The 15,950-nt window shown below is 66.1% G+C and carries 13 protein-coding genes and 1 tRNA gene; 7 read left to right on the top strand and 7 right to left on the bottom strand.

Annotated elements, in window-relative coordinates:
• Positions 1–19: 19 nt before the first annotated feature.
• Positions 20–1,951 carry a M61 family metallopeptidase gene (locus tag SCLO_RS10550; protein WP_066517404.1) on the bottom strand — a complete coding sequence of 644 codons (1,932 nt, stop codon included), beginning with the start codon at positions 1,949–1,951 and terminating at the stop codon, positions 20–22.
• 153 nt (positions 1,952–2,104) lie between these two features.
• Between SCLO_RS10550 and hisS the strand changes: the two genes are divergently transcribed.
• The 4 genes from hisS to SCLO_RS10525 all read left to right on the top strand — a co-directional run bounded on the left by hisS (position 2,105) and on the right by SCLO_RS10525 (position 6,355).
• Positions 2,105–3,367 carry a histidine--tRNA ligase gene (hisS, locus tag SCLO_RS10545; protein WP_066517381.1) on the top strand — a complete coding sequence of 421 codons (1,263 nt, stop codon included), beginning with the start codon at positions 2,105–2,107 and terminating at the stop codon, positions 3,365–3,367.
• Complete coding sequence (gene prfA, locus SCLO_RS10540; protein WP_066517378.1) at positions 3,367–4,455, top strand: peptide chain release factor 1; 1,089 nt, start codon at positions 3,367–3,369, stop codon at positions 4,453–4,455. Before hisS ends, prfA begins: the two co-directional genes overlap by 1 nt.
• A 3-nt stretch (positions 4,456–4,458) precedes the next feature.
• Positions 4,459–5,301: a peptide chain release factor N(5)-glutamine methyltransferase gene (gene prmC, locus SCLO_RS10535; protein WP_066517376.1), complete on the top strand. Its 843-nt coding sequence runs from the start codon at positions 4,459–4,461 to the stop codon at positions 5,299–5,301.
• Positions 5,302–5,587: 286 nt separating this feature from the next.
• Positions 5,588–6,355 carry a DUF4167 domain-containing protein gene (locus tag SCLO_RS10525; protein WP_066517372.1) on the top strand — a complete coding sequence of 256 codons (768 nt, stop codon included), beginning with the start codon at positions 5,588–5,590 and terminating at the stop codon, positions 6,353–6,355.
• Between the two features lie 265 nt (positions 6,356–6,620).
• Here SCLO_RS10525 and SCLO_RS10520 read toward each other — a convergent pair whose 3' ends face one another.
• Positions 6,621–8,033, bottom strand: a complete 1,413-nt coding sequence (locus SCLO_RS10520; protein ID WP_066517370.1) for a helix-turn-helix domain-containing protein — start codon at positions 8,031–8,033, stop codon at positions 6,621–6,623.
• 130 nt (positions 8,034–8,163) lie between these two features.
• Here SCLO_RS10520 and SCLO_RS23345 point away from each other — a divergent pair, with 130 nt between their 5' ends.
• Positions 8,164–8,334 carry a hypothetical protein gene (locus SCLO_RS23345; RefSeq protein WP_169800556.1) on the top strand — a complete coding sequence of 57 codons (171 nt, stop codon included), beginning with the start codon at positions 8,164–8,166 and terminating at the stop codon, positions 8,332–8,334.
• A gap of 58 nt (positions 8,335–8,392) precedes the next feature.
• Here the strand turns inward: SCLO_RS23345 and SCLO_RS10515 are convergent, their stop codons facing one another.
• From SCLO_RS10515 to SCLO_RS10500, 4 genes are all read right to left on the bottom strand, one after another.
• A complete protein-coding gene (locus SCLO_RS10515) occupies positions 8,393–9,394 on the bottom strand; it encodes an inorganic phosphate transporter (protein ID WP_066517368.1) in 1,002 nt (333 codons plus the stop codon).
• A 27-nt stretch (positions 9,395–9,421) separates the two neighbouring features.
• Positions 9,422–10,537 (bottom strand): DUF47 family protein, encoded by a 1,116-nt coding sequence (locus SCLO_RS10510; protein WP_066517367.1) that lies wholly within the window; start codon positions 10,535–10,537, stop codon positions 9,422–9,424.
• 118 nt (positions 10,538–10,655) lie between these two features.
• The gene (locus tag SCLO_RS10505; RefSeq protein ID WP_066517365.1) at positions 10,656–12,773 is read right to left on the bottom strand and encodes a TonB-dependent receptor domain-containing protein; all 2,118 of its coding nucleotides are present in this window, start codon (positions 12,771–12,773) and stop codon (positions 10,656–10,658) included.
• A 210-nt stretch (positions 12,774–12,983) separates the two neighbouring features.
• Positions 12,984–13,058: transfer RNA gene (locus SCLO_RS10500), tRNA-Val, on the bottom strand.
• A gap of 84 nt (positions 13,059–13,142) precedes the next feature.
• Here SCLO_RS10500 and SCLO_RS10495 point away from each other — a divergent pair.
• Complete coding sequence (locus tag SCLO_RS10495; RefSeq protein ID WP_083949081.1) at positions 13,143–14,522, top strand: dicarboxylate/amino acid:cation symporter; 1,380 nt, start codon at positions 13,143–13,145, stop codon at positions 14,520–14,522.
• 6 nt (positions 14,523–14,528) lie between these two features.
• Here the strand turns inward: SCLO_RS10495 and cpdR are convergent, their stop codons facing one another.
• Positions 14,529–14,909 (bottom strand): cell cycle two-component system response regulator CpdR, encoded by a 381-nt coding sequence (cpdR, locus tag SCLO_RS10490; protein WP_066517364.1) that lies wholly within the window; start codon positions 14,907–14,909, stop codon positions 14,529–14,531.
• 137 nt (positions 14,910–15,046) lie between these two features.
• On the opposite strand from cpdR, the gene SCLO_RS10485 reads away from it, so the two are divergent.
• On the top strand, positions 15,047–15,940 hold the full coding sequence (locus SCLO_RS10485; protein ID WP_066517362.1) for an N-formylglutamate amidohydrolase: 894 nt from the start codon (positions 15,047–15,049) through the stop codon (positions 15,938–15,940).
• Positions 15,941–15,950 lie beyond the last annotated feature (10 nt).

Here is a 15,950-nt window from a genome sequence, read left to right as displayed (position 1 = left end):
GCGTTGGCGTTGCGGGTGATTATGTTTTCGGTTTGAGCAGCCGGTCCAGGCTGCCTTCACCCTCTCCTGTCTTTTCGAGGCGCGGATAGCGCAGGCCGCCTGAATAATCGAGAGACAAAGTGCGGTAATATTTGTCCTGTTTGACGATGATCTGGATCGGCTTGCCGGACGTGGTAGCGGCCTTGAGCGCCGCCTTGAAGACATCGGGCGAATATTCGTCGCCGTTCACCGCGACGATGGTGGAGCCGGTCGCAAGACCCGCCCTGAACGCCGCGCTATCCCAGACGACCGAGGCGATTTCGCCGCTGTTCTTGACGGTGAGGCCCAGCCCGAAGCTCTGGTCCACGATCTTCTGCGCGCCTTCCACCGCCTTGGTGATGCTGCCGGGCGTGTCGCCATAAACGAGGCGGTAGCCGCCCAGCGTGAAGCCGCCCTTGGGCGTCTCCCGCGTGGTGCTGTCCACATATTTGCGGAAGAAGCCCGCCCAGTCATAGGGCGCGATGCCGTTCAATGTGCGGATCACATCGTCGCGATTATAGACGACCTGCCCCCAGTCGCCCGAACGGATGCCGAAGAAGGCGGCGGCGAAATCGTCGAGGCCCTTGCGGCCCTTCGTCTGCTGGCGGAGGATGGCGTCGGCCTCCAGCCAGATCATCAGCCCTTCATTATAATAATCCTCCGACCGCTGCCAGCTTGCCCAGCCCTTGGGACGCCGGGCGGAGATGATGGGGTCGAGCGTCGTATCCTCCATCGGGCGCCATTCGCGGCCCTTGGCGGTGTCGAGCTTCGCGGCGATCTGGGCATAGGCGTCCAGCGTCTCCTGCTTGGAGAACATGCCGGACCGCGCGCCCAGCACATAGCCCCAGAATTGCGTCTGCCCTTCATAGACCCAGAGCAGATTGTCCTGCATCGGCGTGCGGAAATCGGGCGTCCAGAGCAGGTCCGGGCGGCGGAACTTGCCGTCCCAGCTATGGGTGAATTCATGGGGCAGGAGGTTGCGGTCGAGCAGCGCCTCGCCCGAATCCCAATTCTTGAAATAGCCCGGCTCGACCTGGTTTTCCGAGGAACGGTGATGTTCCAGGCCAATGCCGCCCATCTCGTCGGTGATGGCGAGCAGGAAGTCGTAATGGTCGAACTGATATGTGCCGAACAGGGCCTTCGCCTCCGCCACCAGCTTGCGGTGCTTCGCCATCTGTTCCGGCTTGAAGTCCAGTTCGTCGGCGTCGTCGGCGACGATGTTGAGCGTCACGTTGCTGCCAAGGTCGACCGCCTTGAAATGGGTGCCCGCGAAGACGGGCGAGTCCTGCAAGGCTTCATAGTCGATCGTCTCATAGGCGACGCGGTTGCCGGTCCGTTGGCCGCGCAGGGCCGTCGCGGCCTGCCAGCCCGCCGGATAGGTGACGGTCGCCTGCACCGGGATCTGCCGGGTGTAATAGCCCGCCGGATAGAGCGAGACCGATTCCCACTGGATGTTGAGCATCCTGGGCGTCACGACGACGCGGCCCTGGTTGGGAGCGGTGGCGGAGAGGAACTGGAACTGCGCGACGACCTCCTTCGCGCCCTGCGGCACGTCGATCCGGAAGGCGTAGACGTCGAGCGGATCGCGTTTCCACGCCAGCGGCTTGCCGTCGGCGGTGAAGGTGAGGCCGGTCAGTTTCTCGATCTGGCCGCGCGGGGCGTGGTTGCCCGGCAGCCATTGCGGCATCAGCAGGGTCATGGGGCCGCCGGACGCGACGGGGATGGTTTCCCTGACGCGGAAGATGCGCTGCACCGTGTCGGTCGCGTCCACCTCCAGCCGGATGGTGCCGCCGGGATAAGGGACGTCCCTGGGCGCGGGGGTGGCGTCGTCGACGGGGAGGGCGGTGGGCCTGGAACGGATCGCCTCCTGCGCCCAGAGCGGGCCGGCGACGGCGGTGGAAAGGCAAAGGGCGGCAGCAAGGCTGCGGATCATGGACATCTCCCGACAAAGACGCGAGGCCGGACGGCCTGAAAGGACCAGCATGGCCGGGCGAGGGCGCGCCGTCCACCCCGCAAAGGCGCGGTGACATATTGCGACAAAAAAGCGCGTTTCCTTGCAGCTTGTTTGCCGCTAAGGGCGCGTTCCATGGCGAAAATGGAAACGCCGCGCCCGGTGCGCGGCACGCAGGACATGCTGGGCGGCACCCCCGAAGCGTTCCAGGAGCGTTTCGCGCATGTGGCCGCGACCTTCGAACGGGTGCGGAAGCTCTATGGCTTCGCGCGCGTGGAGGTGCCCGTGTTCGAGGCGACGGCGGTGTTCGCGCGCTCGCTGGGCGAGAGCACGGATGTGGTGTCGAAGGAAATGTACACCTTCGAGGATCGGGGCGGCGACAGCATCACCCTGCGCCCGGAGTTCACGGCGGGCATTTCCCGCGCCTACATCACCGAGGGCTGGCAGCAATATGCGCCGCTGAAGGTCGCGACGCACGGGCCGCTGTTCCGCTATGAGCGCCCGCAAAAGGGGCGTTTCCGGCAATTCCACCAGCTTGACGCGGAGATCATCGGCGCGGGCGAGCCGGGGGCGGACGTGGAACTGCTGGTCTTCGCCGATCAGCTGCTGCGCGAACTGGGCGTGTCGGAGGGCGTGACGCTGAACCTCAACACGCTGGGCGACGCGGAGAGCCGGGAGGCGTGGCGCGCTGCCCTGGTGGCGCATTTCGAGGCGCATCGGGATCAGCTTTCGGAGGAAAGCCTTGACCGGCTGGCGCGCAATCCGCTGCGCATCCTCGACAGCAAGGACCCGCGCGACCGGCCGGTGGCGGACAGCGCGCCGGATATCGACGCCTATCTGACTGACGAGGCGCGGGGATTCTTCGAGAAGGTGACGAGCGGCCTCGATGCGGCGGGCGTGGCGTGGGAGCGCAATTCCCGGCTGGTGCGGGGCCTCGATTATTACCGGCATACCGCGTTCGAGTTCATCACCGATCGCCTCGGCGCGCAGGGCACGGTGCTGGGCGGCGGGCGCTATGACGGCCTCATCGAGAATCTGGGCGGTCCCGCCACTCCGGCGGTCGGCTGGGCGGCGGGGATCGAGCGGCTGGCGATGCTGGTGGAGATGCCGGAGATCGCGGGACCGACCGTGGCCGTCATTCCCATGGGCGAGGCGGCGGAAGCGAAGGCGACCGGGATTATCGCCGATCTGCGCCGGGCGGGGATCGCCTGCGACATGGGCTATCGCGGCAATATGAAAAAGCGGATGCAGCGCGCCAATGCGAGCGGCGCCGCATGGGCCGTGATCCTGGGCGAGGATGAACTGGCGCGGGGCGAGGCATCGGTGCGCAATCTGGTGACGGGCGATCAGCAGGCGGTGGCGCTGGATGCGCTGGTGGGCAGGCTGACGGCGCTCTGATGCAGATTTCCGCCGAACGCATCGCGCAAATCGAGGCGCGCCGGGACGAGGTGCAGGCGTCGATGACGCGCGCCGACCTGCCCCCGGAGGAGTTCGTCCGGCTGTCCAAGGAATATGCCGAGATCGAGCCGGTGGCCAAGGCCGCGCATGAAGTGCGGCGCCTGCGCCAGGAACTGGCCGCGCTGGAGCAGATGGCGGGCGACGGCGCGGAAGCCGATCCCGCCATGCGCGAAATGGCGCAGGAGGAGATGCAGCTTATCCGGGGCCGGCTTCCCGATGCGGAGCGCGCTCTGGCGTTGCAGCTTCTGCCCCGCGATTCGGCCGATGCGCGCCCGGCCATGCTGGAAATCCGGGCGGGGACGGGCGGCGATGAAGCCGCGCTGTTCGCGGGCGACCTGTTCCGCATGTATCAACGCTATGCCGACGCGCAGGGCTGGAAGATGGAGATGATCTCCGCCAATGCGGCGGAAGTGGGCGGCTTCAAGGAAGTGGTCGCCAGCGTCACCGGCGCGGGCGTCTTTGCCAGACTCAAGTTCGAGAGCGGCGTCCACCGGGTGCAGCGCGTGCCCGTCACCGAAAGCGGCGGGCGCATCCACACCTCCGCCGCGACCGTGGCGGTGCTGCCGGAACCGGAAGAGGTGGATGTCCAGATCGCCGACAGCGACCTCAAGATCGACATCTATCGCGCGTCGGGCGCGGGCGGGCAGCATGTCAACACGACCGATTCCGCCGTGCGCATCACCCATTTGCCGAGCGGCATCGTCGTGACGCAGCAGGACGAGCGGTCCCAGCACAAGAACAAGGCCAAGGCGATGCAGGTGCTGCGCGCGCGCATCTATGAGATGGAGCGGGACCGCGCGCAAAGCGAACAGGCGGGCGCGCGCAAGGCGATGGTGGGATCGGGCGACCGTTCGGAGCGCATCCGCACCTATAATTTCCCGCAGGGACGCGTGACCGACCACCGCATCAACCTGACGCTGCACCGCCTGCCGGAGATATTGGAGGGGTCGGGCCTGTCCGAAGTCATCGACGCGCTGATCGCGGAGGATGAGGCGGCGCGGCTGGCGCAGCTGGACGGCATCGGCTGAACCATGGCCGGGGTCGCCGACAGGCTGCGCGCGGCGGCGGCGGTGCTCGGCGAGGTGAGCGGGACGCCGGGGCTGGATGCGGAATTGCTGCTGGCCCATGCCCTGGGGATTTCGCGCAATGAGCTGCTGTTGCGGCAGCGCGATCTGGCGGTGCCTGCGGCGTTCGACGGGCTGATCGAACGGCGGCTGGCGGGAGAGCCGGTGGCCTATATCACCGGCAGCCGCGATTTCTGGACCATCAGCCTGCGGGTGACGCCCGACGTGCTCATCCCCCGGCCCGACAGCGAGACGCTGATCGAGGCGGCGGTGGAGCATTTCGGGGATCGCGCGCCGGAGACGATCCTCGATCTGGGGACGGGATCGGGCGCGCTGCTGCTCGCCGCGCTGGACCAGTGGCCAGGGGCGCGGGGGCTGGGCGTCGATATTTCCCCGGCGGCGCTCGCGGTGGCGCGGGACAATGCCGGGCGGCTGGGGCTGGCGGACCGGGCGGCGTTCCGTATCGGCGACTGGGCGGAGGGGATCGGGGAACGCTTCGACCTCATCCTCGTCAACCCGCCCTATATCGCGCGGGACGCGCCGCTGTCGGGCGATGTGCTGCATGAGCCGGAAGGGGCGCTGTTCGCGGGGGCGCAGGGCCTTGACGACTATCGCCGCATCGCGCCGCAATTGCCGCGCCTGCTGCGGCCGGACGGGCTGGCGGCGGTGGAGATCGGCTATGACCAGCGGGAGGAGGTTGGCGCCATTTTCGCGGCCGAAGGGCTGGAAGCGGGGGTTCGGCGCGACCTGGCCGGGCATGACCGGTGCCTTGCCGTCCGTCCATCGCCGGGACAGGAATCGCAGGGGTGAAAGCGAAAATCGCTTGGTTTATGGGACCAAAGACACTAGATGGGTGTCAGGGACGGCCCTGTTTTATGGGTTTGGCCGATTGGCCGCTGATGGAAATGGCCGTCTTCCCGCTTCTTAAAGTCATGATGGCGCGGTGTGCCGACGCCTCTGGCAGTGAAGGGCCAGGGTTCCGTGCGAACCCCGGTCCGGCGGAGCTATACGGCCTGATGAGCGGGCCGGGCTGGGGAATGGCGACTGAAACAGTGTCTTCAGTGAATAAGATCATCACGAACGCAAGGATCAGGTCTTGATCAACAACAGGCAGGCCGGTCGCCGCAATCGCGGCCGGAACAACGGACGCCCCAACAACAACAGCCGGGGCGGGGGCGACAACGGCAACCGGATCGACAACCGCGCGCGGGGCAATGCGGCCCAGCTTCTTGAGAAATACAAGAATATGGCGCGCGACGCCCAGATGGCGGGCGACCGGGTGAACGCCGAATATTATCTCCAGTTCGCCGACCATTATTTCCGCGTGCTGGCCGACAACCGCGCCCGGCAGGAAGAACAGCAGCAGCGCTTCCGCCGCTATGACGAGAATTTCGACGGCGATGGCGACGAGGGCGATGCGGACGACGAAGCGGGCGAAGGCGCGCGCGGCGAGCCGCAGCCCTATGACCGCGCCGAATCCTTCCAGCCGCGCCGCCGGGACGACCGGCGCGACGACCGCGAAGGGCGCGAGCGCCGCGACCGGAATGTCCGGGAGCGTCCGGCCCAGGCTCAGGCGGAAACGGCCGAGCGTCCGGCCGCGGCACAGGCCGCTCCGGAAGAAGCGCCGGTGGCTGCCGCCGCGCCCGTAGCGGAACCGCAAGCCGAGGAAGCGCCCGCGCCGCGCCGCCGCGGCCGTCCGCGCAAGGCGGATGCGGCCAAGGCGGCCGAGGAAAAGGTCGAGGGCCTGGACGTCGCCGCGCTGCCCCCGTCGATCGCGCGGGCCGACAATGACAGCGAAACGCCGGAAGAAGCGCCCCGCAAGCGCGGCCGCCGCCCCCGCGCGGCGACGCAGGCGGCGGAGTAGCCGCCGGCTCGCGCTTTGACGTGGGATCGAGGTAAGAGAGAAGGGGATGGCGGGTTTCCGCTGTCCCCTTTTTTTCGTGGAGGTGGAAGGGCGGACATAGGTTTATCCCTCGCCCCATGGGTGAAGGGGGAGCCGCCTTCGCGATAGCGCAGAACCTGCCTTCTGCCCCTTCATCCAACTCCGCCTAGCCTCGCTCCACCCAGCAAGGCTCCCTATCCTTTCCCTTAGGGGGAAAGGGAAAACACTTGTCCAACTTTGGCCAACCCTAAACCCGCCGAAACGGAAACGGGCTCACCGTCCGCTCATAGCCGTGCAGGTCCAGCGCCCGCGTCACCGGCGGCAGGGCGCGATCCGGGCAGCCGCGCCGCTCGCACAAATGGCAGGCCGGGCCGACCTCCGTCGCCGCGTCCTTCTCCACGTCGATCCCGTCCGCCAGCGCCAGCCGTCCCGCATGTTTCGCCTCGCAACCGAGCGCGATCACCGGCTGTCCCCGCGCATCGGGCGCGCCATCGACGCTCAGCGTCTGGAAGAAGGTCAGGAACCGCCGCCCGTCCGCCGTCTCGATCATCTGCCGCTCCCATGACCCGGACGGCCCGGCCCCATGCGCGTCCCAGCGCGGGCAGGTGCCGGTCAGCCGCGCGAACGGCCATGCCTCCCCGTCGAAGCGTTTCGACACGATCCCAGCCCGGTTGAGCTTCGCCAGGAAGAAGGGCACGCCCCGCGCCCCCGTGCGGTTGAGGCTGGTGAGGCGATGCGCCAGCTGCTCCCCCGACACGCCGAAGCGTGTCTGCAACAGCGGCAGGTCGTAGCGGCTCTGCTCCGCCGCCTGCCGGAAGCGGTCATAGGGCATGATGAGCGCGGCGGCGGCATGGTTGGTGAGCGCGATGGTGGCGATCCGGCGGCTGTCCTCGTCGGGCGGCGCGGCGCGGTTGACCTGCGCGGCGATGGTCTCCGCCATCTCCTGCGCGCACAGATGATAGGCCAGCGCGAACAGCCGTCCCGGCGCGGGCAGCCGTTCGTTCAGCAGCAGGCGGCGGCGGTGCATGTCATAATGGCGCAGCGTTCCCGCCAGCACCTCGGCGCGCACTATCTGCACGCCCATATTGTGCAGCGTCTTGAGCCGTGCGCGAAGGTCAGCCTGCATCACCGCCGGATCGTCGCTCATCTCGACGGCCAGCGTCTCGGCGGCGGCGTCGATCTCCGCGAAATGATTGCCCGCCCGCGCGATCGTCTCGCGCAGCCAGTCGATCGGCGCCAGCAGCGGGGCAGGGGAGGCGCCCGCCTCCATCCGTTCGGGCAGGCGGCGCAGGTCGGAAAGGGCGCGATAGAAACGGGCGATGGCCTCGCTGACGCCGGGATAGTTTTCCGCGACCTCCAGCACCTCGTCCCTGGCGATGCCGATGTCGCGCACCAGCGCGTCGGACAATATCTCGCCCAGCGCGTTCGCCGCGCCTTCCTGCGTGCTGGCGACGAAATCGCGGATGTCGATGTCATAGGTGTTCGCCAGCCGCAGCAGCATCTGCGCCGTCAGCGGCCTCTGGTTGCGCTCCAGATGGTTGAGGTAGCTGGGCGACACCCCCAGTTCCTCCGCCATCCGCGTTTGGTTGAGCCCCAGTTCCCGCCGCAGAACGCGCAGCTTGGGGCCGAGATAGAGCTTGCGATCCGATACATCCGCCATACCGTCATAATGTCAAATAATGACAATATGAACAAGTCGTCTCATGACACGTCGTCTCAAATCGCCATTCCCTCGCCATCTCGTTCATGGTTTCAAGGGTCGCATCCGCTCACCGCCAAAGGAAAAGACCATGACCGACACGACCACAGAGCCCCAGCCCGCTCGCTCGCGCGCGGTTTTCTCGCAGGAGGATTTCAGCCTGATCCGCACCGCCATCGCCCATTATCTGCGCGAGGTTCAGGACAAGCCGGAATCGGTCAAATACGCCAATCTCTATCACCGCCTCGGCCGCGTGGCCTGACGGTCTCGTTTCAGGAGAGGGAAGGGCGCGGCGGGCAACCGACCGCGCCCTCATCGCGTCAGAAGAGGCGCGTCACTTCGTAGAAGGCTCCGCCGATCAGCGCCGCGGCGGGCAGGGTGATGACCCAGGCGACGACGATGCTCGACGCCACATTCCACCGCACCGCCGACAGCCGCCGCGAAGCGCCCACGCCCACGATGGCGCCGGTGATGGTGTGGGTGGTCGACACCGGCACGCCCAGATGCGTCGCCATGAACAGCGTGATCGCCCCGCCCGTCTCCGCGCAGAAGCCCTGCGCCGGGGATAGCCGCGTGATCTTCGACCCCATGGTGTGCACGATCTTCCACCCGCCCAGCAGCGTGCCCACGCCCATCGCCGCCTGGCAGGAGATCACGACCCAGAAGGGCACGTGGAATCCGCCCTCCAGCATCCCCTGCGAATAAAGCAGCACGGCGATGATCCCCATCGTCTTCTGCGCGTCGTTCCCGCCATGCCCCAGCGAATAGAGCGAGGCGGAAACCAGTTGCAGCTTGCGGAACACCCGGTCCGCGCCCTGCGGCGAGAAGCGCCGGAACACCCAGCTTATGATGAGCACCAGCAGCAGCGCGAGCATCAGCCCGATGGCGGGCGACATGACGATGGCGGCGCTGGTCTTGAACACACCGCTCCACACCACGGCGGACAGCCCCGCCTTGGCCGTCCCCGCGCCCAGCAGTCCGCCGATCAGCGCATGGCTGGAGGATGAAGGGATGCCCAGCGCCCAGGTGATGAGGTTCCAGCTTATCGCCCCCATCAGCGCGCCGAAGATCACCGGCGCGTCGATGATGCTCGCCTCCACGATCCCCTTGCCCACCGTCTCCGCGACATGCAGCCCGAAGAAGAGAAAGGCGATGAAGTTGAAGAAGGCCGCCCACGCCACCGCATATTGGGGCTTGAGCACCCGCGTCGACACGATGGTCGCGATGGAGTTGGCCGCGTCATGCAGGCCATTGAGGAAATCGAAGGCCAGCGCGATGCCGATCAGCGCGATCAGCAGCGGAAAGGCGATATGCGCTTCCATGATAAGGGGCTTTCGTCCGCTGTCCGGTCAGGCGTGGTCGATGACCAGTCCGGAAATCTCGTTGGCGACGTCCTCGAAGCGGTCCGTCACCTTTTCCAGATGGGCGTAGATCTCATTGCCGACGATGAAGTCCATCGGATTGCCCTGCCGCGCCTGGTTGAACAGCGCCTTGAGGCCCGCCTCATGCAGCGTGTCGGCATGGCCTTCCAGCTTCACCAGCCGCTCGGTCAGTTCATGCAGCCGCGCCGCATTGAGGTTGAGCGACCGCAGCAGCGGCATCGCCTCCGCCGTGATGCGGGCGCATTCGACGATCAGCGCGCTCATGTCCTGCATCTGGGAGGAAAATTCCCGAACCTCGAACAGCGCGACCGCCTTGGCCGTTTGGTTCATCTGGTCGATGGCGTCGTCCATTACGCCGATCAGGTCGGTGATGGCGCTGCGGTCGAAAGGGGTGACGAAGATGCGACGCACGTCCAGCAGCACGTCGCGGATGATGTCGTCCGCTTCATGCTCGCGCGCGGCGATCTCCTGGATATGGGCGTCCATGTCCGCTCCCCCCTTCATCAACCGGGCGAGCGCGTCGGCTCCGGCGACGAGGGTTGCGGCGTGATCCTCGAACTGGTCGAAGAATCGCCCCTGCTTGGGCATGAGCGCGTGGAACCAGCGCAGCATTGCTATCCTTTCGGTTCGCTTTTCTTTGATCCACAGCAGCATCCGCACGAACGCGCCCGGGTCCTTGGGCGGTTCGCGGAAGGCGGCTATGATGGATTGAAGGTCGGGTTCCTCGACGGCCTTCGCCGCCTCGGCCACGGGGAACCAGCGCAATTCGCGCTGTCCCTTTTCCGGCCAGTGGGTGAGATGATCGGTGACAGCCAGCGGAAAGACTTCCACCACCGCTTCCCGCGCGCCGCCTTTCCGCTTGCGCTTGTCATAGCGGTATCGGCCCAGCGGCGCGGGGCAGGCGATGCCGTGGATGCCCGCTTCCTCATAGGCTTCGACCTCGGCGGCGCGGTGCCCCGCCAGTCCCTTGATGCGGTTGCCCTTGGGAATCACCCAGCGCCCCGTATCGCGCGAGGTGATGAGCAGCACCCGCATCGAGCCGTCGGGATCGGTGGCATAGGGAAGCGCGGCTATCTGGCGCATGTCCAGATATGTCCCTTGTCAGTGCCTGCGCCCATGCTCGCCATGCGGCGCCTTGTAACGAAATCGTCACATAGCGCAATCGGCCCCTTCGCGGATGGCGAAGGGGCCGTCCCCCGGATCAGATCGACAGGCGCGCCGTCAGGCGGATGTCGCGCCCGGCCAGCGGCGCGTAATCCTTGAGGAAGCTGGCATGGCGCCGCGCTTCCACGTCGAAGATGTTGTTCGCCGACAAGGTGAGCGTCGTGCGGTCATTGCCCGTAAGCGGCTTCCACGACAGGGACGCGTTGACCAGCGTGAAGCCCTTGGTCGGCGTTTCGGTTTCGGCAATGCGGTCCTGCTTGAAGCTATGTTCCACCTCGCCGCGCAGGTTGAGGCGGTCGCCCTGGAATTCCAGCCCGCCCAGCAGGCGCAGGGGCGGGATGCGCGGCGCGGGGCCGCTATTCTTGATGGTCGCGCGGACATAGTCGGCGACGCCGTCCAGATTGACCTTGTAGCCGCCAACCTCGCCCAGCGTGACGGACCCTTCCGCCTCGAAGCCCCAATAGCGGGCGTCGGCCTGCGAATATTGGTAGCAGGGGAATTCCAGTGCCTCGCCGCCATTCACCGCCATGCAGGGCGCGTCGTCGACCAGGACATCGTAGATATAGCCGTCGAACCAGTTGTGATAGGCCGACAGGGAGAAGTTGTAGCCCGTTCCCTGCCCGCGCAGCGTCCCTTCGATGCCCCAGCTCTTTTCCTTGCTGAAGCCGGGATTGCCCAGTTCGAACGCCTGCGTGCCCGCATGATTGCCGCGGGCGAACAGTTCTTCGGCGGAAGGCGCGCGTTCGGTGCGGGACAGGTTCAGGCCCACGCGCCATCCGGCCGCGACTTCCTGACTGATGCCCGCCGATCCCGAAAAGGCGTTGAAGCTGCGCTTATAGGCGGGGTTGAACAGGGTTTCGTCCGCCACCGCGCTGACATCGGTATGCTCATAGCGCCCGCCCAGTTCGACGCGGGTCGATCCGAAATCCAGCGATTGCAGGGTGAAAAGGCCGAATTGCTCGGTCCGGTTCTTGGGCAGGAATTTCTCCTCGCCCTCCACATGGAAATCGCGGGCGAAGAATTGCGCGCCGATCGCGCCGTCCCAGCCGCCGCGCTTGGCCTGCACCAGTTCCAGCCGGGATTCGATCGACTGATTGTAGAAGGTCGTGCCGACTTCGCCGGTGTCCTCGATCTCCTGATGCTGATAGTCCGCGAAGCCCGCGCGCAGGCGGATGGTTTCCAGGAAACCGCCATTCACAGGTACTTCGGCGCGCAGGTCGGCGCGATCCTGTTTCATGTGGAGGCGGACCTGCTCGGCCTCTTCGCCCGGCGCCAGCGCATAGCGCACGGGCACGCCATAGAAATTATCGGTGTGCGTGACCGAAAAGCCCAGATTGCCGCCATCGGTGATAAGCGCCGCGCCGCCCGACACTTCCCATGTCTTCGCCGCGCTGTTGGGCAGCTTGCCGCGCAGGCCGGCCAGTTTCTCGATCTCCGGATCGCCGCTCGCCGCCGCCCGCGCGCGCAGGGCCGGCGTCAGGATATAGCTGCCGGTGTCGAGATTGCCGGACTTGGAATAGCTGCCGTCGAAATGGACGACCAGCTTGTCGGTGATGGGCGCTTCGATCTCGCCCGACGCCGTACGTTCATTCGCGGCGCTGCCATAGGTGGCGATCCCGTCGATATGGATGGGCTCGTCCGGCACGCGGCGCGGGATGCGGCTGTCGACGACATTGACCACGCCGCCAATCGCCGAGGAGCCATAGAGCAGGGCAGCCGGGCCACGCAGCACCTCGATCCGGTCGGCGGTCAGCGGGTTGATGGCGACCGCATGGTCCACGGATGTGTTCGACACGTCGAAGCTGCCGATGCCGTCGGTCAGGATGCGGACGCGCTCTCCCTGCATGCCGCGCAGGATCGGACGCGATGCATTGGGGCCGAAAGAGGTTGCAGAAACGCCCGGCTGGCGCGCCAGTGTCTCGCCGATGGTCGGCCGCAGCGCCCGCGTCAGCGCCTGCCCGGTCACGACCGATGTGCCCGACAATATGTCGCCCTGTCGCCGGGGAATGAGCGCGGTCACGACGATGTCGGCGCGCAGGTCATGATAGGCCCGGCCGCCGCCGCTCGAATCGAGCGTGGATTGGGCAATGGCCGGAAGGGCAAGGCAGCTCGCGGACAACGCGCAACCCGTGCGCAGCGACATGGAAAGGGACATGCGTCTTGTCATCCTTCGAAGAAGAGGAGGTGCGGCCCCTTAGCATGATGATATAATATATCAACTCAGTGGTGAGATTTTTGAGACAAGCGGTGAGTTCATCCGGTTGTTCTCGAGCGGATTGTTCGTCAGAGGTTGCCGGGCGTCGGATCATTGCCGCGCAGGTATGGAAAAGCCCCGCCAAGCCATCGGGGCTTGCGGGGCTTTCCATGGTGGGCGTGGCAAGGATTGAACTTGCGACCCCTGCGATGTCAACACAGTGCTCTACCACTGAGCTACACGCCCACGGGAGTTGCGCCAATAGCGGCGGCCGACTGGCGGCGCAAGCGGGAATTTGCGTTTCCCGCCGCAAACATCTGGACAGCGCGGATGAGGCTCATATGTTTCGCGGCCATCACGCGCGGGGCGCTCATTATCATGCTGACATCCTCTCCCTCCCCGATCCAGACCACGCCGCGCCTGCCCTTCTACCGGCAGCTTTATGTTCAGGTGCTCGCGGCGATCGCCCTTGGCGTGCTGGTGGGTTATGTCTGGCCTTCCGCCGGGATTGGGCTCAAGCCGCTGGGCGATGCCTTCATCAAGCTGGTGAAGATGGTCATCGCGCCGGTGATCTTCCTGACCATCGTGACCGGTATTGCCGGAATGAAGGAACTGGGCGCCATCGGACGCGTGGCGGGCAAGGCTTTCGGTTATTTCCTTCTCTTCTCCACGCTGGCCCTGATCCTGGGCCTGATCGTCGGCAATCTGATCCAGCCCGGCGCGGGCATGCATATCGATCCCGCGACGCTCGATGGCAGCAAGGTCGCGGACTATGCCCATCAGGCCCATGACCAGAGCATGACCGGCTTTCTGATGAACATCATCCCTGCGACGCTGGTATCGGCGGTCGCGGATGGGGACATATTGCAGGTACTGTTCGTCGCCATCTTGTTCGGCATCGCCCTGACCATGATCGGGGAGAAGGCCGCGCCCCTGATGCAGGTGCTGGATTCGGCGAGCCATGCGATCTTCCGTCTGGTTGCCTTGCTCATGAAGGCCGCGCCGATCGGGGCTTTCGGCGCCATCGCCTTCACTGTCGGTCAATATGGCATGGGGACGCTCGCCAATCTGGCGGGGCTGGTCGCCACCTTCTATCTGACGTCGCTATTGTTCGTGCTGGTCGTGCTGGGGGCTGTCGGCTGGTTCGCGGGCTTCAACATCCTGCATCTCATCCGCTATCTGAAGGCGGAACTGCTGCTGGTGCTGGGCACCTCTTCCTCCGAAGCCGCGCTGCCCAGCCTGATCGAGAAGATGGAACGGGCCGGATGCCGCAAGTCGGTGGTCGGGCTGGTCGTGCCGACGGGATACAGCTTCAACCTCGACGGGACGAATATCTACATGACGCTGGCCGCGCTGTTCATCGCGCAGGCGACCGACACGCATCTGAGCTTGCAGGAGCAGATATTGCTGCTGCTGGTCGCGATGATTTCCAGCAAGGGCGCGGCCGGCGTGACCGGCGCGGGCTTCATCACGCTGGCGGCGACGCTCTCCATCGTGCCGTCGGTGCCGGTTGCGGGCATGGCGCTGATCCTGGGCGTCGACCGCTTCATGAGCGAATGTCGCAGCCTTACCAACTTCATCGGCAATGCCGTGGCCACGATCGTCGTGTCCGCCTGGGAAAAGGGGTTGGACCGGGAGAGGTTCGATGCGGCAATGGCGAACATCCCGCTCGATCCGACCCCGGACATGCAGGAAGTCGTGCCCGACTGAAACGCCTTAGCTCAGGCCGCCGCTCAGGCTTTCCGCGCCGAACATGCGTTCGACTTCCAGCACCAGGTCGCGCAGGTGAAAGGGCTTTGAGAGTACCTTGGCCTGCGGCACCGCTTGTCCCGCGCGCAGGGTGACGGCGGCAAAGCCCGTGATGAACATGACGCGCATGTCAGGAGCGGCCGATGCGGCGTGCTGGGCCAGTTCGATGCCGTCCATCTCGGGCATGACGATGTCCGTCAGCAGCAGGTCGAAATTGTCCGCGTCGATATGCGGCATCGCCTCCACCCCGTTGGCGACGGCCACTACCTCATAGCCCGATTTTTCCAGCGCGCGCGAAAGATAGGCACGCATGCTGTCATCGTCTTCCGCCAGCAGGATTCGGACCATGATCCCCACTTTTCCCTGATAAGCACCATTCACCGCCCCGCCAGCCGGGGTGGCGTGAAGTGGACATATATGCGACAAGTTATAAATATTTTCCAGCGAGCTAACCATTTTTGGCGCCGGGCGCCGAAAGGAACCCTGTGGACCCATTCGCGCTACCGCGCCCGACGGAAAGTCATCCCGCCTTCGACCGCTACGGACCGTTGGTGCCGGCGCATCCGGTCGTCCTGTCCATCCCGCATGCCGGACGGAATTACGACGCCGATCTGCTGACGCGGACGCGGGTGCGGCCGGAAGTGCTGCGGCGGCTGGAGGATCGCTGGGCCGATCTGCTGGCGCTACCCCTGATCGAGCAAGGCTATAGCATAGTGGTGGCGCGGGCGCCGCGCGCCATGATCGACCTCAACCGGCATGAACGGGAAATCGATCCCGCCATGGTCATGGACCTGCCGCGCGAGATCGCGCTGCGGACCAGCCAGAAGCTGCGTGGCGGGCTTGGCCTGATCCCCCGGCGATTGTCCGGTGCGGCGGAATTGTGGCGCGGGCCGCTTCCCTGGGCGGAGGTGGAGCGGCGGATCGATGCGGTTCACCGGCCTTATCACGCAGCGCTGGACCGCCTGCTGAAAGCGGCGCGGGATGTCCATGGTCACGCGATCCTCATCGATCTCCATTCCATGCCGCCGCTGGCGCCGGCGGGCCCCGGCGGGATGGCGCCTTCGCTCATATTCGGCGATCGTTTCGGGCAGGCCGCGTCGGGCCGGTTGATGACGCTGGCGGGCGATGTCGCCGCGGGTCACGGCTTCCTGACGGCGCAGAACCATCCCTATGCCGGGGACCATATGATCGAGCGGCATGGCCGTCCGGCGCAGGCGATCCACGCCTTGCAGGTGGAGATCGACCGGACCTTCTACCTCGACATGGCGCTGGAGCGTCCCGGACCGGGACTTGGCCGGATGCGGGCCCTGGTCGGCGCGCTGGCGCACGCGCTCGCCCATGCGCTGCCGCGTGCGGATTTCGCCCTGGCCGCGGAATAAGAGCCGAAAG

The sequence above is a fragment of the Sphingobium cloacae genome, from assembly GCF_002355855.1.
Taxonomy (GTDB): domain Bacteria; phylum Pseudomonadota; class Alphaproteobacteria; order Sphingomonadales; family Sphingomonadaceae; genus Sphingobium; species Sphingobium cloacae.
Note: the sequence above shows the minus strand (reverse complement) of the source record. Positions and strands in the feature narration are given on the sequence as shown.